The following is a 19,466-nucleotide window of genomic DNA, read 5'->3' as shown; positions in this document are numbered from 1 at the left end:
GATCATGCTCAAGAGAAGTTTAGTCAGGAAGACGACGCGCGGCCCATTCCTTGGTGTCGCGGTCGCGCAGATCAGCAATACTGGCCACGCCTGCGGACTTCACAGCTTCTGAAAGCCCGCGCACGATGTCTGATGCGAGGCCCGGACCGCGATAGATCATACCGGTATAAAGCTGAATAAGATCAGCACCGGCTCTGATTTTTGCAAGCGCTGTTTCGGCACTATCAATACCACCAACACCGATCAGCGGCATGTCGGCGCCGACGCGCTCACGCATGCGTGCGAGAATAATCGTCGAACGCTCAAACAGCGGCGCACCCGAAAGGCCACCGGCCTCTTCGCGGTTATCAGCACTTTTCAGGCCACTGCGCGAAAGTGTGGTGTTGGAAACGATAATACCGTCGAGCTTCTGCTCAAGCGCTTCCGCCGCAATATCATCAAGCTCTTCGTCTGAAAGATCTGGCGCGATTTTCAGGAAAACCGGACGCTTCAGCGTGCACATCTTGCCTTCTTCATCGCGTGCAGCAAGCACACGCGAGAGAAGTTCGCGCAGTGCATCACTTGATTGCAGATTGCGCAGACCCGGTGTGTTGGGCGATGAAATATTGACGGTGAAATAGCGAGCCAGCTGATAGAACTTGCGAATGCCAGCGACATAATCGCCAATGCGGTCTTCTGCATCCTTGTTGGCACCGATATTCACACCAACAATGCCGGTCTTGCCAGCGCGCTGTGACAGGCGCTTAAACGCTGCATCATGGCCTTCATTGTTGAAGCCAAGACGGTTGATGACGGCATGATCATCGACCAGACGGAAAATGCGCGGACGCGGATTACCGCTCTGCGGGCGAGGTGTCAGCGTGCCGACTTCGGTAAAACCAAAGCCGATTTTCAATAGCGCATCCGGCACTTCGGCGTTCTTGTCGAAGCCAGCGGCCATGCCAACCGGATTTGGAAACTGCAAACCTGCAATCTTGACCGAAAGGGCAGGATCATGCGGGCGGCTACAGGTAACAATACCTGTTTTCAGACCGGCGATGGACAGACCATGCGCTTGCTCGGCGTCGAGCGTAAACAATGCACGTCGACCGATTGCTTCAAAAAATCCGCTCATTAACCCTCAAGCTCCGGGAAGATATGGAGACCATTGTCGTCGAGCGTCAATGGCTCGACTTTTACCACTGCCGACACTGGCAGCACGTCATAAAGATGCGGAAACAATGCCCCGCCACGCGAGGCTTCATATTTCAGCGCGACACCTAAAGCTCTCGCATCCACGCTTATTAGCAGCAGATCGGCTTGCCCGGCAAAATGCTTGGCGGCTGTTTCGCGCACCTGTTCATGGGTGGAGAAATGGATATAGCCATCGGCAATATCAACGGGTGCCCCGGTAAAATTGCCAGTCGCTTCCGCCTGCGCCCAGAGATCGCGCGGGGCGATCTTGTAGATGGTCGTTTTGGTCATAGCGGCTCTCTAGCCCGAATTTATCGGAAAATCAAAGCATGACTTGTTCGTTTTTCTTGCATAGCTCCCATATGATGGGGAGTGCTCAAGCGCATCCCGAAAAGTGTGAAGCGGTTTTCGGACAAGATGCGCTTAAAAAAGTATTCTAAAGGAGGTGAATTATGAGTGGTAAAATTTGTGCAGTCGCAATGGCTTCAGTGCTTGGTGCAAGCTTTGTTGCAAGCAGTGCATATGCTCAGGAAAACGGGCGTTATCGCCTCGAAGGCACCGAAACCGGCTATGTGCGGCTCGATACACGAACAGGTGCGCTGTCGGTCTGTAATGAGCAGCAGGGCCAGCTTATCTGCAAAATGGCGACTGAAGACCGTGAGGCTTATGAGAACGACATTTCCGATTTGCAGGATCGCGTGAAGAAGCTTGAAGATAAGTTTGCGGCGATTGATGCCGGAACTGCATCAGCCTCTCCGTCGAAACTGCCGTCGGAAGCTGAGTTTGAACAGTCGCTTGGTTATATGGAACGCTTCATGCGCCGCTTCATAGACGTCACGAAAAGCTTTGACAGTGAGCCAGAAAAGCCAGCGGGCAACCTTCCACAGTAGCCGCATCGGTATTTAGTAGTGCTTGCGCCAATGGCCTGAAAATGCTTGCTTTCCTCATACTGTTTTTCCAATAGAGGTTAAATAGTACGGGAGGAAAGTCCGGCAATGCAGGGCTGGGGAATTATAGGCGTCGCATTTCTGTATCTGTTGATGCTGTTTGCTGTGGCAAGCATTGGTGACAGACGTGCGTCGCGCTGGAGCGTTGCTCCGCGCCCCTATATTTATGCGCTGAGCCTTGCAGTCTATTGCACCTCGTGGACGTTCTTCGGCTCGGTTGGCCTGTCGGCGCAACGCGGGCTTGAGTTCCTAGGTATATATATCGGGCCCATTCTGGTTTTCACGCTCGGAAACCGCCTGCTGCGCCATATTGTGCGGCTGGCAAAGGCCGAACATATCACTTCGATTGCCGACTTTCTGGCGGCTCGCTATGGCAAAAGCTTTGGCGTAGCATCCCTTGCCACGGCAATTGCTGCCGTCGGTTCCATTCCTTATATAGCGCTGCAACTCAAAGCCGTTTCGGGCAGTGTCGGTCTGGTCATGGAGCATTACGGCTCAGCTTTTGACCCGTCTTCCTTTGTATTTGGCGATATTTCATTACCCGTCGCAGCGGTGCTTGCAGTCTTCGCGATCCTGTTTGGTACGCGGCACACTGATGCGACCGAACACCAGAACGGGCTTATTCTGGCTGTTGCACTCGAATCAGTCATCAAGCTTTGTGCATTTCTGACGGTTGGTCTGGCCTGTACGTTTTTCTTGTTTGGCTCACCCGGTGAGTTGATCGACAAGATTTCACAATCGCCAGCGGCCCTTGATGCATTCCACTATGAAACATCGATTGGCACTTGGATTGTGCATACGATGTTGAGTGCAGCCGCCATCATCATGCTGCCGCGCCAGTTCCACGTCACAGTCGTTGAAAGCCGCAGCGAAAAAGAACTGCGCACGGCATCGTGGTTGTTTCCGATCTATCTGATCCTGATCAACATCTTCGTATTTCCGATTGCGCTGATCGGCGTGATGACGCTCGGAAATACGGTGAGTGGCGATCTTTATGTGCTGGCTTTGCCGCTATCGGCTGGCGCACACTGGCTGGCGCTGGTCGCGTTTCTCGGAGGCTTGTCGGCAGCAACGGCGATGGTGATTGTTGCCTGTGTGGCATTGGCGATCATGATCTCCAACCATCTGGTCTTGCCATTGATCATTCGAACACTGGCTGTGCGGCACCCGACCGAGCAGCGTGATCTCACCATGATCATTCTCAACACAAGGCGGCTGACGATTGTTGGTATTCTGGCGCTGGCCTTTGTCTATTACCGCATGGCGTCGAATAATATTCATCTGGCGTCTATTGGCCTCATATCCTTTGCAGCCATCGCGCAGTTTGTGCCGTCTTTCATCGGCGGGTTGTTCTGGCGCAATGCCAATGGTCGCGGCGCGATGCTGGGCCTTTCGGCAGGCTTTTTAATCTGGGCCTATACGCTTTTGCTGCCGACGGTCGCGCCGGAAAATGCAGCTATCTTGCGTGAAGGCTTCCTCGGTCTGACCGCCCTGCGGCCCGAAGCCCTGTTTGGCACCGATGCACTGCCGTTGACCCATGGCGTGATTTGGAGCCTGGCCGCCAACACGCTGTTTTATATTCTTGGTTCGCTGTCGCGGGCTTCCACCCCACTGGAGCGCATTCAGGCCAGTATTTTTCTGCCCCGCTATTCGATTGCGGCACCAACGCTCAAACGCTTGCGTACCACCGTCACGGTCGCAGAACTCAAAGCCACTATGTCGCGCTATCTGGGTGCTGAACGCGTAGAACGCGCCTTCATCCGCTTTGAAGGGCGTGAGCAGCGCAAGCTTGATCCCGGCATGATGGTCGATACGCCGCTGATCCGTTATGCCGAGCAGCTACTTGGCACGGCTGTTGGTTCTTCATCGGCCCGTCTGGTTTTGTCGCTGTTGTTTAAGCGCAATGATGCTTCCGCGCGCGATGCGCGGCAATTGCTCGATGATGCTTCGGTTGCCCTGCAACAAAACCGCGACCTCTTGCAAATCGCGCTCGATCAGATGGATCAGGGTATCACGGTTCTTGATAAGGATTTGCGCCTCACATGCTGGAACCGTCAGTTTAGAAAGCTGCTTGAACTGCCCGACGAAGTCATGCAGGTCGGCATTCCGGTATCTGAAATTGGCGAGCATCTGGTACGCAGTGGTGACTTGAGCGCCAGTGCAGAAAATGCCGCTATCCGGTCGCTGGCAACCTTGCGCAAGCCATGGCGATTGACGCTGAAATCAACCGGCAAGGTGTTGGAAATCAACTCCAACCCAATGCCCGATGGTGGTCTTGTTGCGACCTATACGGATATCACCGCCGAAGTCGAAGCCGACAAAATGCGCCAGCACGAGGCAGAAGTGCTTGAACAACGCGTGGTGGATCGGACGGCAGAACTAACGCTGGTCAATCAGAAACTTGCCAAGGCGCAGAGCGTTGCTGAAGAAGCCAATCTTGGCAAAACGCGCTTTCTCGCAGCAGCAGGCCATGACATCCTGCAACCGCTCAATGCTGCACGGCTTTATAGTACTGCATTGGCCGAAAAGCTTGGTCGTGCCGAAACAAGCCAGCTTGCGCGTAATATCGACAGTTCGCTTGAATCGGTCGAGGCCATTCTGGGCATGGTGCTCGATATTTCGCGGCTCGATACAGGCGCGTTGAAACCCGAGGAAACCGTATTCCGCCTTGACCGGCTTTTGAGCCAGATTGCGACTGACTTCACGCCGATGGCGCGCAAGAAAGGACTTAAACTTCGCGCCGTGCCGTCGAGCATCGTGGTCAAGACCGACCGTAATATGCTGCGCCGTGTCATTCAGAATTTGGTTTCCAATGCGATCAAATATAGCCGCAAAGGCGGGATTCTATTCGGCGTTCGCCGCAGAGGTGATTTCATCGAATTGCAAGTGCTGGATACGGGCATCGGCATCCCCCAGCAGAAACTGAAACTGGTTTTCCGCGAGTTCACGCGTCTGGATGAAGGCATGCGAGAGGCCGAAGGTTTGGGTCTTGGCCTGTCCATCGTTGATCGTATTGCGCGCATGCTTGAACTGCCGCTGACCTTCACGTCTACATCTGGGAAGGGTAGCGTGTTTGCTATTCGTATTCCGGTTAGTTACGAAGCAGTGCCGGTTGAGGAAGTGGCTAATCGTAAGGGCATCAAGCGTTCATCGAGCCTAGCAGGCCTTGATGTGCTGTGTATCGACAATGACGCGAATATTTTGGCCGGCATGGAAACATTGCTGGGTGGTTGGGGCTGCAATCTCACAACGCTTCGTAACGGCTCAGGCCTGAAGGTTTATTGCGTTGAGCGCGAAGTTCCACCGGATATTATCGTGGCCGACTATCATCTCGATCATGAAAACGGGTTGGATCTGATTGGCTTTGCACGCGAGAATTTCGGCAGCGAGGTTCCGGCAATTCTTCTGACTGCTGATCGCTCAAAGGAAGTGCGTAGGCGTGCTGAAGAAGAGATTGTCACTGTGCTCAATAAGCCATTGCGACCGGCAGCTCTGCGCTCGCTTCTATCGAGCGCATTGCATCAGCGCTCCGCTGCCGCTGAATAAAGTTCTTAGCTTGGCTCAATAGTCAGCGCATCGCTGCCGATACGTGAGAGAAGAATGACCGCCTGCGTGCGACTATCCACGCCGAGCTTCTGCAAAACAGCCGATACATGCGCTTTGACGGTGGCTTCTGAGACATTCAGTTCATAGGCGATTTGTTTGTTGAGCAAACCTTCCGCAAGCATGGTCAGCACACGGGTTTGCTGTGGGGTGAGCGTCCTGATCTTGGCAATCAGCGTTTCAATTTCAGGGTCGCGCGCTTCATCAATATCAATATCGGATGGTGTCCAGATATCGCCAGCAAGCACGGCATGCACGGCCTCGCCAATGGTTTCCATACTGGCAGATTTGGAAATAAAGCCCGATGCGCCAAGCTCAATAGCATGGCGGATTGTGGTGGCGTCGTCAGTTGCGGAGACAATGATAATCGGCAGCGCGGGTTCAAGCGCTTTCAGTGTCACCAAACCAGACAGGCCGGTGCCGCCCGGCATGGTCAGATCAAGCAACAACAAATCAATGTCGCCGCCATCCGTGACCAGCCTTTTTGCAGCATCGAAATCGCCGACTTCAATGACTGTTGCTTCTTCCGGCAAGCTCGACAGAACCTGTCTCAGCGCTCCCCTGAAAAGCGGATGATCGTCAGCGATGATAAACTGCATAAGCCTCGCACGCCATTCTGAAAGTCCTCCCCGAGCGATGCATGGTGACATGCAACGCTTTCGTTTTATGCCGTTTTTCGTCTCTCGCAACTAAAAATAGCACTAATTAGCCGGAACTTATGTCGCATTGCCCCCTTATGGCCGCATTATACGCTAATTTTGGGTTTGAAACAGCGACCTTGGTGGAAACGAAAAGGCCTTACATGACACGCAATACGCTATATCCGGAGATTGTGCCCTTCAAGGAAGAGATGCTGCAAGTGTCGGCTTTGCATCGTATCTATGTTGAGCAATGCGGCAATCCTGATGGCAAACCCGTGATCATGATCCATGGCGGTCCGGGCGGTGGCATCACGCCCGCTATGCGTCGTCTGCACGATCCCGAAAAGTATCGCATGATCCTATTCGATCAGCGCGGCTGTGGGCGTTCGACGCCCCATGCAGAACTGCGCGAGAATACCACTTGGGATCTCGTGGCCGATATGGAGCTTATCCGCACCCATCTCGGTATCGATAAGTGGCAGGTCTTTGGCGGCTCGTGGGGTTCAACACTGGGTCTCGCTTATTCCCAAACGCACCCAGAGCGCGTGTCGGATATGATTCTGCGCGGCATCTTCATGGTGCGTCGCTTTGAAGTCGACTGGATGTATTCCAATGGCGCAAGCATTATTTTCCCGGATCATTTCGAAGCCTATCAGGACCATATCCCGGAAGAAGAACGCGGCGATATGATTGCGGCTTATTATAAGCGTCTGACGGATCGCGATCCGCAAGTGCAGTTGGCAGCCGCTCGTTTATGGGCGCGGTGGGAAGGTTCTGTGCTGTCCGTCCAGCCCGATCCTGCGCGTGTTGAGGCTTTTGGTGAAGACCTCTATGCTGTCGCTTTCGCGCGTATTGAATGCCACTATTTCCAAAACCGCGGTTTCCTTGAAAGTGACGATCAGCTTCTTCGTAATGTTGACCGTATCCGCCAGATTCCGGGCGTGATCGTTCATGGCCGCTATGATATCTGCACGCCATTTATCAATGCTTGGCAATTGAAAAAGATGTGGCCGGAAGCCGATCTCAAGATCGTTGAAGACAGCGGACATTCCGTTACTGAGCCGGGCATCATGCATGAGCTGATTGAGGCAACCAAACGATTCGCCACTTAAACGATGCGAAAAGCAGCTAATTTGAAGCCGCAAGTTGCCTAAACATTAGAAAAATCGAAAAAAGCCCCCTCTAAACGATGTATTTTGAAAGTTCATCTTTTCTTTGAATGTTTTAGTCTACAATCTAGGGACAGAACTTTGGTGATCCTCCCGGTCTCTAGCGTTCGAAGCGAAGATTTTATCTGGCGATGCTTATCCGCAGCAAGGACGGCCCCGGTTAAGCTCGTGTTCGAGAGGGATACAGACTAATGTTGAAAGAATTCAGAGAATTTGCTCTCAAGGGCAATATGGTTGATTTGGCCATTGGTGTTATCATCGGTGGCGCGTTTGGTGGCCTTGTTAACTCGATCGTCAATGACATCATTATGCCAATCATTGGTTTGGTGACGGGTGGTATCGACTTCTCCAATATGTATATCCAGCTTGCTGGCGATCCACGGCCAACACTTGCCGCAGCTCGTGAAGCCGGTGCAACCATTGCGTACGGCAATTTCGTCACCTTGCTCATCAACTTCATGATTATTGCCTGGGTTCTGTTCCTTGTCGTTAAGGGCATGAACAAGCTTAAGAAGAAGGAAGAAGCAAAGCCAGAAGCTGTTGCTGAGCTTCCGCGTGAAGAAGTTCTGCTCGCAGAAATCCGCGATCTTCTGGCAAAGCAGAGCAAAGCTTAATTGCTTTCAAATAGCTAATTTAGAACGGGGTCTTTTTGGCCCCGTTTTTATTTGATCCATCAATTTGAATGATCGGATCATCACAAAATACCACATGATTTCATGGTTGCGCCTTGCTAAGCAGGAGCAATCAAAATTGAATTATGTGGGAACAAATGACGCTTTTTACTGATCTCCGTCGTGAAGCAGCTGAAGCACCGGATAGTGGTATTGTTGCTGTCGCCAATCATGGCCGGGGCAAGCCGGGAATAATTCCTCTCTGGGTGGGTGAGGGTGATCTGCCGACACCTGATTTTATTCGTGACGCTGCACAGAAGGCCATAGCAGATGGCGAAACCTTCTATACATGGCAGGCTGGTATTCCCGATCTGCGCGAAGCGCTGGTTCGTTATCACGAACGTCATTTCCCACAGCCGTTCAAGGCCGAAAATTTCTACGTCACCGGCTCTGGCATGCACGCCATTGAAATGGCGCTGACAGCGACCACGGGTGCAGGCGAAGAAGCGATTTATCTTTCACCGGCATGGCCTAATTTCGTTGGTGCAGCAGGTCTGTCCGGCGCTGTTCCAGTGCCTGTCGAGCTCGAATTCGGTGCGAATGGCTGGGTGCTTGACCCTGAAAAAATCGCGGCAGCCATTACGCCACGTACACGTGCTCTTTTCATCAATACGCCATCCAATCCTACTGGCTGGACGGCCGATATTGAAACCCTGCGCTATATTCTCAATCTCGCGCGCGAAAAGGGCATCTGGATTATTGCAGACGAGATCTACACCCACTTCTATTATGGCGGTGGTCGCGCCCCTTCCTTCATGGATATCATGGAGTCGGATGATCGCATTATCTTCGTCAATTCGTTCTCAAAAAACTGGGCGATGACCGGCTGGCGCGTGGGCTGGATGAATGTGCATCCGTCCATTGGGCCAGCAATTGAGAATATGATCCAATATTCCAATTCTGGCGTGGCGCAGTTTATGCAGCGTGGTGCGGTAGCCGCCCTTGATCATGGTGATGAATTTATTGCGATGCAGGTTGAGCGCGCACGTTCAACGCGGGATCGCTTGTGTGCGACCTTGCAGGAAACGGGCAAAGTCCGCCTGACGCCACCGCAGGGCGCGTTCTATCTGTTCTTTGGCGTTGATGGCGTGACGGATTCGGTTAAAGCAGCAATCGATATGGTCGATAATGCCAATGTTGGTCTTGCACCCGGCAGTGCATTTGGCGTGGGCGGCGAGGGCTATTTCCGTCTTTGCTTCTGTCGTGATCCGCAGCAAATCGATGAGGCTGCTGCAAGATTGGTTCGCTGGATCAATGGTCTCTGAAAGCAAAAAGGCCGGTGAAAACCGGCCTTTTTAGATGCTTTATTGCTGAACTGATCAGCCGCCCGCTTTGGAAACCATCAGCGGAATGATGCGGTCCGAATTCGCTGCTTTTGGTGCGTCTGGCTCAGCAAATGGAATGCCGAGCGTATTCCACACTTCGAGCAGCGCATCTTTCAGGCCATCAATTAGTGCGTCGTCATGCAACGGCGATGGCGTGATGCGCAGACGCTCTGTGCCGCGCGGCACAGTCGGATAGTTGATCGGCTGAATGTAGATGCCATGCACGTCGAGCAGACGGTCGCTGGCTTTCTTGCAAAGTTCCGGATCCCCAACCAGAATTGGCACGATATGGGTTTCCGAAGGCATAACCGGGAAACCGGCACCGGATAGAACGTCTTTGGCGCGCTGCGCCTGACGCTGCTGACCATCGCGCTCGACCTGTGAAGTCTTGAGGTGACGGATTGCAGCGGTGGCGGAAGCAGCGACTGCTGGCGGCAGCGATGTCGTGAAGATGAAGCCCGGTGCATAAGAGCGCACGGCATCGATAATCGCACGTGATCCGGTGATGTAACCACCCAGAGCGCCGAATGCCTTGGCGAGTGTGCCTTCGATGATGTCGATGCGATCTGCAAGGCCGTCGCGTTCGGTGATGCCACCGCCGTGTGCGCCATACATGCCAACTGCATGGACCTCATCAATATAGGTCATGGCGTTATATTTATCGGCCAGATCGGCAATCTTTTCGATTGGCGCGATATCGCCATCCATCGAATAAACGGATTCAAACACGATCAGCTTGGCGCGGGAATGGTCCGCAGTTTTCAAAAGCTGTTCGAGATGCTCAACGTCATTGTGACGGAAAATCTTTTTCTCTGCACCGGAACGACGCACACCTTCGATCATCGAAGCGTGGTTCAGCTCGTCAGAAAGGATCAGACAGTTTGGCAGCAATCGTGCTATGGTCGAAATCGAAGCTTCGTTGGAAACAAAGCCAGATGTGAACACGAGACCAGCCTCTTTGCCATGCAGATCGGCAAGTTCGGCTTCAAGCTCAACGAGCGGGTGATTGTTGCCCGAAATATTGCGGGTGCCACCTGCGCCAGAACCTGTAGAATTGGCAGTGTCGCACATAGCCTTGATAACATCGGGATGATGCCCCATGCCCAAGTAATCGTTCGAGCACCAAACGGTGATCTCACGTGCTGTGCCATTGGTACGCCAGGTAGCGCGGGGGAAACGTCCAACAATGCGTTCAAGATTAGCAAAAACGCGGTAACGTTTCTCGGCGTGCAGCTGGTCGATCGCTTCTTCAAAAAACCGGCGATAGTCCATTAAACGCTCCTTGTTATTGATCTAGTACCGCTTTTGTTTCTCTGCGTCCATGGCGCAATGATGGGCAATTTGCCACGTTTTCGTGAAGCTGCATTGATCTAAATCAAACAAATAGCAGGGTTTTTTAGCATGTTGCGAAAAAGTGGGAGCTAATTTTTGATAATGAAATGCGTTGTAAAAGACGCGCTGGAGCCGCGGCGGTGGGTACGAAAAAATGCGACCTGCTCTAACGCGTCATCAGACGATAAATGAATTTTGGCGCTGAATCGCGGCGGCGAACATAGACCCGCGGCATGCCGAAAAAATCGTCAGTCGCCCTTGCGCGTGCATGAACTGTTGTTGTTGCAGTTTCATATCCCGCTTCACGGCACATTTCCCTATGGATCGGCAGGTTGCCGCCATAAGGATAGGCGAAGTTGGTTACTTCTGATCCGAGCATGTCTTCAAGTTTGGCCTTGCATTCCGCGATCTGACGGCGGGCTTCGTCATCGGGTGTTTTTTCGAGATTGACGTGATCAAGCGTATGCGCACCCACTTCATGGCCAAGAGCCGCCCATTCGCGCATCTGTGCAACTGACATGCAGGGCGAAAGCGGAACGCCGACCGCATTATCCCAGACATTGCTGCCACCCACCTGATTTGCGACAAAATAATTGGTTGCGGTAAAGCCAAACTCCGAAAGCACGGGCAGGGCATTCTCATAATTGTTGAGAAAACCGTCATCAAAGGTGATGACTGCAACCTTGCCGGTCTTTTCGCCTTTGATATAGGGCATAGCATCACGCAGCGAGAGGCCTTGATAGCCAAGCCTTTTCAGCCATGCCAACTGGCTGCGGAACTTGTCGGGATGCACCCAAAGCCCGCGAAACGGAACCTTCTTGTGCGGCAGCGGCGCAATCTGATGATAAAGAAGAACAGGAACAGCCATGTTTCTCACTTCGATCTGGCAGAGAAGTTGCGCACACGCATCCGGTAAATCGGACGCAGTATTTCGCGTGCAAGCTTGTCTTTGAAGGATTTCTTGTGCTGGATTGTCGTGCCGCCAAGCTGTGCTGAGATTTCTTTGACACCACCCGGAATGACAGCAAGCGGCTGTAATCCGGTTACCCAGCGCATTTGCACTGTCGTATCAACGGGGCGGTCAAATTGCTCTGTCGCAGCCAAGAGTTTCTTAGCGGCATCAAAGCTGACAAGTTGCGCCACCATGCCAAGCCCAATCGGGTTTGGGATGATGATGCGGAGTTGGTCATTACGGAAAACTTCACGACCCTGTTCGCGGTCGCGGAACGTGAAGCGCACAAAACTGCCCGGCTCGAAATGATTGGTGACAGCCTGAAAGGCCGCATTGAAAACATCGGTCAGTTCAATGTCGTCTTCAATGACAAAGCCCGCATCGAGCCCCTGATCGACAATCGCTTGCCACGCTTTGCGATGCGATAAGAAACAGGCGATCTCATTTTTGCTTAGTTTAAACGGGTAGCGCGGGGCATGCAGCTTGCGCTTATAGACGCGCTTTATGTCTGCGTCTGGCAAAGTGCGGCTATCAACGGCATCGATGACTTCTGTTTTAACAGGCAGTTCCTGGACAAGTTTTGCGACTTGCGGCCTGCGATCGCTCGCGCGCGCCAAGTGAATGATGAAGGCCTTGATATTCATGTCGAACCTGAGCGCATAAAGTAAAGCGAGCTAGAATAGCCCTCTATATCTGTTATGCGCTCAATTTGCGCAAGTCGCTCTTATCAGTCTGCTTTAATCAAGGCTCCCGAGGCGATCTTTTCTTCGATCCATTTGCGTTCAGCCGCCCAATCGTGACGCTTCCAGCCTTCCCAACTAAAGCCGCAGATCTTTATGTCCCAGTCGGGTAGTGAATATTTGCGCAAAGCGAGCCAGATGCCAAAGAATCCGGTGCTTGGAAACACTTCTTTCATCCGATCAGCGCCAATTCCCAATTCGTCGCAAACCGAGAAGTAGTCCTGTGATGGCATGATGCGAATCTTTTTTCCCGCGCGGCCGAAATAATCGATGGCTTCATTCGTCCAATCTGCACGGCGACCTTTGAGGCGCGACAGGAAATTCGGGTGATGATGAAACCGTTTGATGATGCTTGGGTGAAAGGCGAACAAAACCTCCGGCGTATTGCGAACAATTTCCGAATTGATGAAGTTTGGATTTTTGATCCATTCTTCCATTTGCTTGCTCGATGTCGCAAGCATCAGCATGTCGGTTTTTGTGCCTGTCATTCCCAGAGAAACGCGTGGTTCGTTAAAGCGAATAACAAGGTCAGCGGAATCGATTTCTGCCGACATATCTCGGCCAACCGGGCCGTTCCCGACAATAAAAAGTGTCTTATTCATATGTTAGGAAATCTTGTTCTGTTAATTTAGACAATCAGATTTAATCAAATTACGTCGATTATGCGTTTGAAGCTATGTCTCACGCAGTTGAGGTCATTTTTTCTGATCACTTTTGTCGCGTCCTCATACGGCTTTCGTGAGATTGTTTACCATCAGGGCCTAGGTTCTGACAACGCAGCCATGCAGTTTATGCACTTCTCAAACTGATTGAAAAGGCAGAAGCTTCATCTTGGGAGGAAGGTAAAAATGCAGCACTGAAAAGATGCTCAACATAAGGGGATACCATTATGAACCACCTTCGCACTCAGTTTTCCCGTTGGATGCAGTATCGCGAAAATCTGCGCGAGCTGAGCGGTTGCACCGACCGCGAATTGTCCGATCTCGGTCTGTCACGCGCAGATATTCGCCGTGTCGCCCACGAAGCTGCTTTCGTCTGATCTTTTCTAGGCGTTAAACCTCACCTGGCTTCTTGAAGCGGATGTGAATGTCATCGCCTGCAAGGTCGAAACCGGCATAGTTGCGCTGAAAGGCGATGAGGGCATCGTTGACGCCCTTTGAATAATCATCGTCGTGCACTTCAACATGATGCCGGTAAATGATCCTGTCGTCTTTGTAGAATATGACCTGACCTTCCATGATGGCCTCCTCTTAAAGCCTTATGGTGTGTGCTGAGCAAAGCTCACTGACGTCGGTATAATCTATCGAGATAGGCGTGTGGCGCTTGCTTTCAAGTCTTGATGTCAGGTCTGGGCGCTGCTGTTTTCGCCTTTGCAAAGCGCAAGCCATGCTCTTGCAGCATGCGAGAGAAACGCACCCTTGCGCCAGACCAGTGCCATGTCCCAGTTCATTTCCACATCGCTGATACGATGGATGCGGATGCCGGGGCTTTTGCGTTGTTCAGCGATCATTTGCGGCAAGAAGCCAATGCCCATGCCAGCGGCCACCAGCTCGACAATAAAATCGATCTGGCTGGAACGCACGGCCACGTGCGGAAACAATCCACGCTGATGGCATGCATCGAGAATGATATGATTGAGCGCAAAGCCGCTTTCAAAAAGAATGAAGGGCAGGCTGGCAATATCAGACAAGGGAATGCCGCCATCATCGGTGAAGCTGTGATTGGCTGGAAGCAATGCGACCACCGGCTCGCAGCGGACGGCCTGCCATTCGAAGCTTTCCTCAACAGGCAACAGCGATGCGGCCAGTTCGACGTCGCCCGCTAGCAGTAATTCTTCGAGGCGCTTGCTGCCATGCTCGACAAGTTGGATATCGATGTCAGGGTAAAGCTTGGTAAAGGCTGCAAAGACCGGGGCGAACAACACGCTGGAACCGATTGGCGGAAGGCCCAGCCGCAGAAGGCCGCGCTTCAAGCCGCGCAATTCGCCAAGCTCGCTCAGCATGTCGTCCTTTTCGGTCAGCATGGCAATAGCCCGGCGATAGACGATCTCGCCTGCATTTGTCAGCCGGGGAGGGGTAACTTCACGGTCAAGCAGAATCAGCCCGAGTTCTTCTTCGAGCTGACGCACCGTCTTGCTGACGGTGGATTGGGTGGCATTGATGGTGCGGGCAGCAGCCGAAAAGCCGCCCTGGCGCACCACTTCCACGAAAGCCTGAAAGCCACGTAAGTTCATAAGCTATTCTATTATGGAATAGCTGCAATGAAATCAATTCATTTCTGGAATGGCGATGCTCCGCCTATAGTGAATTCACAACACCTGCATTGGAACATGACCATGAGCACCCATAATCTGACAGTTCGTTTTCGCTATGCGCTGCACAACAGCCGCATGATGCAGATTGCGACACTGTTCGGTTTCTGGCTGGCAGGTGAAGCGTTTGTCCGCCTGGTCGGCCTGCCGCTGCCGGGCGGTATTGTCGGCATGGCACTGGTTCTGGCTTTGCTTCTGAGCGGACGCATTAGCCTGTTCAGCATGAAGCGCGGTGCTGAATGGTTTCTGGCAGAAATGCTGTTGTTCTTTGTGCCTGCCGTGCTTGCCGTCCTTGAGCATCAGGAACTGCTTGGAATGCTCGGCGTGAAGATCATGGCCGTCATTCTGGTTGGCACACTCACCGTCATGACCGTTACTGCGCTGACAGTTGATATGTGCTACCGCCTGAGTGTGCGTTATGCCGCTAAGTAACCCCTATGTGGCGATGCTGTTTTGGTCGGCAGCCACAATCCTGCTTTATCTGGCGGCAAAGCGCGTTTATCGCCGCTTTCCTATGTGGTGGCTGACGCCGCTTGCCGTCACGCCATTATTGTTGATGGCGCTTCTTATTGGCATGAATGAAAATTACCGCAGCTATTTTGGCGCAACGCATTGGCTTGTGGCGCTGCTTGGCCCTGCGACGGTTGCTTTCGCCATCCCGATCTATCAGCAGCGTGCAACCATTCGCCGTTATTGGCCGGTTCTGCTGGTTGGTGTGGTGATGGGCAGCTCGTCTGCCATGCTCTCTGCATGGGGTTTAGCGCATCTGCTTGGCCTTAATGAAGCGATCAGTCTTAGCCTGATGCCGCGCTCGATGAGTACGCCTTTTGCCATGACGGTTTCCGGCGACATTGGCGGCACTCCTGATCTAACGGCGATCTTTGTGGTTATTACCGGCGTGTTTGGTGCAGCACTGGGTGAACTCATGCTCAACTGGTTGCCACTGCGATCAACGCTTGCGCGCGGCGCACTGTTTGGCATGGGTGCGCATGGCGCAGGCGTCGCCAAGGCGCATCAGATCGGCAGAGAAGAAGGCTCAATCGCCGGTCTCGTGATGGTTCTCGTCGGATTAGTCAATGTTCTGGCTGCGCCCTTCATCGCACATCTTCTCTGAAACACTGTTTTTGCAGAATAATTTTCTCGACCTGCTCATTCTGTGAGCAGGTTTTTTATGTTCGTAATTTTGCAACAAACTTAAGCATCGGCGTATTTGCATAACTGTTATGCGTTATTGGCCGTTGTTGAATAAAGAGGCTCAGGGTAAACATTGACCATCGGGTTCACTCCTCCTCCCAGAACCCGATGACGGATACGGCACTCCTCCTCCCAGCCGTATTCAAGATCAGGCCGCGCATCCTCCTCCCGCGCGGCCTTTTTCTTTTTTAAACTTCCCCAAAAAATCCCTTATTTGTTGACAGTGCGTTGCCGCGTCACCGTATAGGCAATCGCGGAAATGTGAACTATCTCTCCTGCAACATCAGTTTTGCGGCAATCCAATCCATCAGGACATTGCCGCCAAGAAATGCGGGAGTTAGAACTATGACCAGCGGCATTCATCATTTGACTATGATTACGCGCAAGGTTCAGGCCAATGTCGATTTCTATGCGGGCTTTCTGGGCTTGCGTATTGTCAAACAGACAGGCGGCTTCGAAGACGCTGAACAGTTGCATCTATTTTATGGCGACCGTTCCGGGACGCCCGGTTCGCTGATCACCTTCCTCGTCTGGGAAGATGGTGCACGCGGACGCATCGGTCACGGTCAGGTCAGCGAAATTGCGCTTGCCATTGATCGCACTTCTGTTGGCTTCTGGTTGGAGCGCGCCTTGCGCTATCATGTGCAGTCGGAAGGTCCGGTGCAGGAATTTGGCGAGCCAGTGCTGCGACTGCGTGATCCTGATGGCGTGATCGTCAAGCTTGTTGGCAGCGATCTTGCCGCCAATGATGCATGGGTTTCGGGCGATGTTCCAGCAGAGCATGCGGTTCGCCGCATTCGTTCGGCCACGATCCTGTCCGAAAAGCCAGAGCAGACCGTCAGCTTCGTTGAGCGTTATTTCGGTTTCCGTGCGCACGCCAAGGAAGGCAATATCGATCGTCTGGTGTCCGATTCAGGCGATGCGATTGATGTGCGTGATGCAACAGGCTTCTGGCCGGGTATTCCCGGCACGGGCATTGCTGATCATGTTGCTTTCCGTGCAACAGATATGGCCGAAGTGGAACGGGTGGAGAAGGAATTAGCTTCGCTCAATTCCAGCGAAACCAATGTCCATGACCGCAAATATTTTGCTTCGCTCTATGTTCGCGAACCGGGCGGCACTTTGTTCGAGCTTGCAACCGACGGCCCTGGTTTTACCATTGACGAGCCGGTTGATGCGCTTGGGCAGACGCTGTTTGTGCCTCCGGGTAACGAGCAGCAGGAAGCTGCAATTCGTATGCGCATGCCACAATTCTCAGCGCCGGGTGAGGAGCGGGTGATCTATCGCGATTTGCCTTTCGTGCATCGTGTTCATGTGCCGGAAAATCCGGATGGAACGACGCTGGTGCTTTTGCATGGAACGGGCGGCAATGAAAATGATCTGATGCCGCTTGCCCATGAGGTAGCACCGCGTGCCACATTGTTAGGTGTGCGTGGTCGCAGCATTGAAGAAGGCACACAGCGCTGGTTCCGCCGTATCACGATGGATCGGTTCGATCAGGCTGACATTCGTTCTGAATCTGAAGCATTCGAGGCTTTCATTCACGGTGCGGTGAAATCCTATGGTCTTGACCCGGATCGAATGGCATTCCTTGGCTATTCCAATGGTGCCAATCTGATTGCTGCCTTTATGCGGCTTCACCCGCACATTGTGCGTAAGGCGGTGTTGCTGCGCGGCATTGAGGTGCTTGAACAGGCTCCCAAAGCTGACTTGTCGGATACGTCGGTGTTGCTTTTGAGTGGGGCTGACGATCTCTATAGTGGCTTGTCTGGGCCTCTGGAACAGGCGTTAGATGAAGGCAAGGCCAGCCTTGATAGTCGTCGTTTGCCGGGTGTCGGTCATGGGCTTGTAAAGGATGATCTTCGTATCACACGCGACTGGCTGTCCGAACAGCTCTGATAAAACCAAAAGGCCGCTATGCAAATAGCGGCCTTTTTCGTGCTTTTTGTGTAACTGAGATGCCGCAATTGTTCTGGCTTTCCACAGCTCCCGATATTTAACGCTTGGCTTATTCTCTCCCTTGAAGAATAGTGCCTTCATATCTGCCCGATTGGGCGCGTTTCGGGTTTTGTCCTTTTGGGAGAGTTGAGTTTTGCGGAGCATTTTTCGTCATACCGCCCCGGCATTGCTCGTTATGCTTGCTCTCCTTGCGGGTTGCGCCAGCCGTCCCGACGGTGTGCTTATTCCCATCACAGAAAGTGTTCCGGGCGCGTCAAAAGTGGACCTGATGGTCGCCACGACCCGCAAGCCGTCCGATAATCCAGGCCTGCTTTATTCCGGCGAGCGCGATCAGGACATCAGCCTCACCGAGATTGTTGTTTCCATTCCGCCGGACAAAAATCGCAAAGTTGGCGAAGTGCAGTGGCCTAAGAAAATGCCACCGAACCCGCTCAAAGAATTTGCGACGGTGGAAGTGAAGGCGATCAATACCGAAACCGGCGCGCGACAATGGCTTGATCATAGCCTGCCAAAATCACGGCGCGTGATGGTTTTCGTGCATGGCTTCAATAATACATTTGAAGATTCGGTCTATCGCTTCGCACAGATCGTGCATGATTCCGGCGCAGAAGTGGCACCTGTGATTTTCACATGGCCGTCACGTGGCAGTGTGTTTGATTATAATTACGACAAGGAAAGCACCAATTATTCGCGCGATGCGCTGGAAACGGTGCTGCGCAAACTCGTGAATGATCCGCGCGTCAAAGACGTAACGATCATGGCGCATTCCATGGGTAGCTGGCTGACGGTGGAAGCACTGCGCCAGATGGCAATCCGGGATAAGCGCGTAGATCGGAAGATCACAGACGTTATTCTTGCGTCCCCTGATCTTGATGTGGATGTGTTCAACAAGCAGTTCCGCGCTATGGGCAAAGAGCATCCGCGCTTCACGCTATTCACATCCCGCGATGATCGTGCGCTTCGTGCTTCGCGCTTCATTTCGGGCAATGTTGACCGCCTTGGCCAGATTGATCCATCGGTTGAGCCATACAGGTCACAGCTCGAGCAGGCCGGAATTACTGTTATCGATCTCACGCAGCTAAAAGCGGGCGATAGCCTCAATCACGGCAAATTCGCATCAAGCCCGGAAGTGGTTCAGTTGATCGGCCAGCGCCTCGTCACGGGCCAAACCATCACCGATTCCGACATTGGTCTTGGCGAGCGTCTGGGTGCTGTGGCTCTCGGTACGGCACAAGGCGTGGGTACTGCTGCTTCACTCGTAGTCAGCGCGCCGATCGCCGTTTTCGATCCGAATACACGCCGGACCTACAACGAGCAGATTGATCGCTTTGGCAGAACGGTAGGCAGTACAGTCAGCGGCACGGTCGGAAACTAAACCGCGCTGCATCTTATGCATTGGCAAATGTGCAGTTGTCATATTTGAAGGCGCGCTGTAGGACTACGGCCAAC

At 52.8% G+C, this 19,466-nt stretch carries 19 protein-coding genes; 10 read left to right on the top strand and 9 right to left on the bottom strand.

Annotation, left to right across the window (positions count from 1 at the left end):
- Window positions 1-19 precede the first annotated feature (19 nt).
- Together ACOZHT_RS03260 and ACOZHT_RS03255 are read right to left on the bottom strand one after the other, a co-directional pair.
- Complete coding sequence (locus tag ACOZHT_RS03260) at window positions 20-1,114, bottom strand: quinone-dependent dihydroorotate dehydrogenase (protein ID WP_421565321.1); 1,095 nt, start codon at window positions 1,112-1,114, stop codon at window positions 20-22.
- The gene (locus tag ACOZHT_RS03255) at window positions 1,114-1,464 is read right to left on the bottom strand and encodes a DUF952 domain-containing protein (RefSeq protein ID WP_339513632.1); all 351 of its coding nucleotides are present in this window, start codon (window positions 1,462-1,464) and stop codon (window positions 1,114-1,116) included. The genes ACOZHT_RS03260 and ACOZHT_RS03255 overlap by 1 nt, the downstream gene beginning before the upstream one ends.
- 161 nt (window positions 1,465-1,625) lie before the next feature.
- On the opposite strand from ACOZHT_RS03255, the gene ACOZHT_RS03250 reads away from it, so the two are divergent.
- Together ACOZHT_RS03250 and ACOZHT_RS03245 are read left to right on the top strand one after the other, a co-directional pair.
- Window positions 1,626-2,063 carry a hypothetical protein gene (locus tag ACOZHT_RS03250; protein ID WP_339513630.1) on the top strand — a complete coding sequence of 146 codons (438 nt, stop codon included), beginning with the start codon at window positions 1,626-1,628 and terminating at the stop codon, window positions 2,061-2,063.
- Between the two features lie 105 nt (window positions 2,064-2,168).
- On the top strand, window positions 2,169-5,666 hold the full coding sequence (locus ACOZHT_RS03245) for a hybrid sensor histidine kinase/response regulator (RefSeq protein ID WP_339513628.1): 3,498 nt from the start codon (window positions 2,169-2,171) through the stop codon (window positions 5,664-5,666).
- A gap of 5 nt (window positions 5,667-5,671) precedes the next feature.
- Here ACOZHT_RS03245 and ACOZHT_RS03240 read toward each other — a convergent pair whose 3' ends face one another.
- Entirely contained in the window at window positions 5,672-6,322 is a 651-nt protein-coding gene (locus tag ACOZHT_RS03240; RefSeq protein WP_339513626.1) for a response regulator transcription factor, read from the bottom strand.
- 203 nt (window positions 6,323-6,525) lie between these two features.
- Between ACOZHT_RS03240 and pip the strand changes: the two genes are divergently transcribed.
- From pip to ACOZHT_RS03225, 3 genes are all read left to right on the top strand, one after another.
- Window positions 6,526-7,476, top strand: coding sequence for a prolyl aminopeptidase (pip, locus tag ACOZHT_RS03235; RefSeq protein ID WP_339513624.1), 951 nt, complete (start codon window positions 6,526-6,528; stop codon window positions 7,474-7,476).
- 248 nt (window positions 7,477-7,724) lie between these two features.
- Window positions 7,725-8,147, top strand: coding sequence for a large conductance mechanosensitive channel protein MscL (gene mscL / locus ACOZHT_RS03230; RefSeq protein WP_339513622.1), 423 nt, complete (start codon window positions 7,725-7,727; stop codon window positions 8,145-8,147).
- Window positions 8,148-8,302: 155 nt separating this feature from the next.
- Window positions 8,303-9,469: a pyridoxal phosphate-dependent aminotransferase gene (locus tag ACOZHT_RS03225; RefSeq protein ID WP_339513620.1), complete on the top strand. Its 1,167-nt coding sequence runs from the start codon at window positions 8,303-8,305 to the stop codon at window positions 9,467-9,469.
- A 54-nt stretch (window positions 9,470-9,523) separates the two neighbouring features.
- On the opposite strand, the gene hemA is transcribed toward ACOZHT_RS03225, so the two are convergent.
- The 4 genes from hemA to ACOZHT_RS03205 form a co-directional block, all read right to left on the bottom strand.
- Window positions 9,524-10,801 (bottom strand): 5-aminolevulinate synthase, encoded by a 1,278-nt coding sequence (gene hemA, locus ACOZHT_RS03220; RefSeq protein ID WP_339513618.1) that lies wholly within the window; start codon window positions 10,799-10,801, stop codon window positions 9,524-9,526.
- 226 nt (window positions 10,802-11,027) lie between these two features.
- Window positions 11,028-11,729 carry a polysaccharide deacetylase family protein gene (locus tag ACOZHT_RS03215; RefSeq protein WP_339513616.1) on the bottom strand — a complete coding sequence of 234 codons (702 nt, stop codon included), beginning with the start codon at window positions 11,727-11,729 and terminating at the stop codon, window positions 11,028-11,030.
- Window positions 11,730-11,734: 5 nt separating this feature from the next.
- Window positions 11,735-12,457, bottom strand: a complete 723-nt coding sequence (locus ACOZHT_RS03210) for a glycosyltransferase family 25 protein (protein WP_421565320.1) — start codon at window positions 12,455-12,457, stop codon at window positions 11,735-11,737.
- Between the two features lie 83 nt (window positions 12,458-12,540).
- Entirely contained in the window at window positions 12,541-13,155 is a 615-nt protein-coding gene (locus tag ACOZHT_RS03205) for a glycosyltransferase family 29 protein (RefSeq protein ID WP_310010907.1), read from the bottom strand.
- Window positions 13,156-13,442: 287 nt separating this feature from the next.
- Here ACOZHT_RS03205 and ACOZHT_RS03200 point away from each other — a divergent pair, with 287 nt between their 5' ends.
- The gene (locus ACOZHT_RS03200) at window positions 13,443-13,592 is read left to right on the top strand and encodes a DUF1127 domain-containing protein (protein WP_339513612.1); all 150 of its coding nucleotides are present in this window, start codon (window positions 13,443-13,445) and stop codon (window positions 13,590-13,592) included.
- A 13-nt stretch (window positions 13,593-13,605) separates the two neighbouring features.
- Here ACOZHT_RS03200 and ACOZHT_RS03195 read toward each other — a convergent pair whose 3' ends face one another.
- Window positions 13,606-13,791, bottom strand: a complete 186-nt coding sequence (locus tag ACOZHT_RS03195) for a hypothetical protein (RefSeq protein WP_007873529.1) — start codon at window positions 13,789-13,791, stop codon at window positions 13,606-13,608.
- Window positions 13,792-13,895: 104 nt separating this feature from the next.
- Window positions 13,896-14,786 (bottom strand): LysR substrate-binding domain-containing protein, encoded by an 891-nt coding sequence (locus tag ACOZHT_RS03190; RefSeq protein WP_339513610.1) that lies wholly within the window; start codon window positions 14,784-14,786, stop codon window positions 13,896-13,898.
- Between the two features lie 102 nt (window positions 14,787-14,888).
- On the opposite strand from ACOZHT_RS03190, the gene ACOZHT_RS03185 reads away from it, so the two are divergent.
- The 4 genes from ACOZHT_RS03185 (at window position 14,889) to ACOZHT_RS03170 (ending at window position 19,392) form a co-directional block, all read left to right on the top strand.
- Window positions 14,889-15,296 (top strand): CidA/LrgA family protein, encoded by a 408-nt coding sequence (locus ACOZHT_RS03185; RefSeq protein WP_339513608.1) that lies wholly within the window; start codon window positions 14,889-14,891, stop codon window positions 15,294-15,296.
- On the top strand, window positions 15,283-15,978 hold the full coding sequence (locus tag ACOZHT_RS03180; protein WP_310010904.1) for an LrgB family protein: 696 nt from the start codon (window positions 15,283-15,285) through the stop codon (window positions 15,976-15,978). Before ACOZHT_RS03185 ends, ACOZHT_RS03180 begins: the two co-directional genes overlap by 14 nt.
- A 425-nt stretch (window positions 15,979-16,403) precedes the next feature.
- Window positions 16,404-17,957, top strand: a complete 1,554-nt coding sequence (locus tag ACOZHT_RS03175; RefSeq protein WP_339513606.1) for a VOC family protein — start codon at window positions 16,404-16,406, stop codon at window positions 17,955-17,957.
- Between the two features lie 235 nt (window positions 17,958-18,192).
- A complete protein-coding gene (locus ACOZHT_RS03170; RefSeq protein ID WP_339513666.1) occupies window positions 18,193-19,392 on the top strand; it encodes an alpha/beta hydrolase in 1,200 nt (399 codons plus the stop codon).
- Window positions 19,393-19,466: the final 74 nt, after the last annotated feature.

Source organism: Ochrobactrum sp. EDr1-4, from assembly GCF_049199085.1.
GTDB lineage: Bacteria > Pseudomonadota > Alphaproteobacteria > Rhizobiales > Rhizobiaceae > Brucella.
The sequence above is the reverse complement of the archived record's forward strand: the minus strand, read 5'-3'. Positions and strand labels throughout refer to the sequence as shown.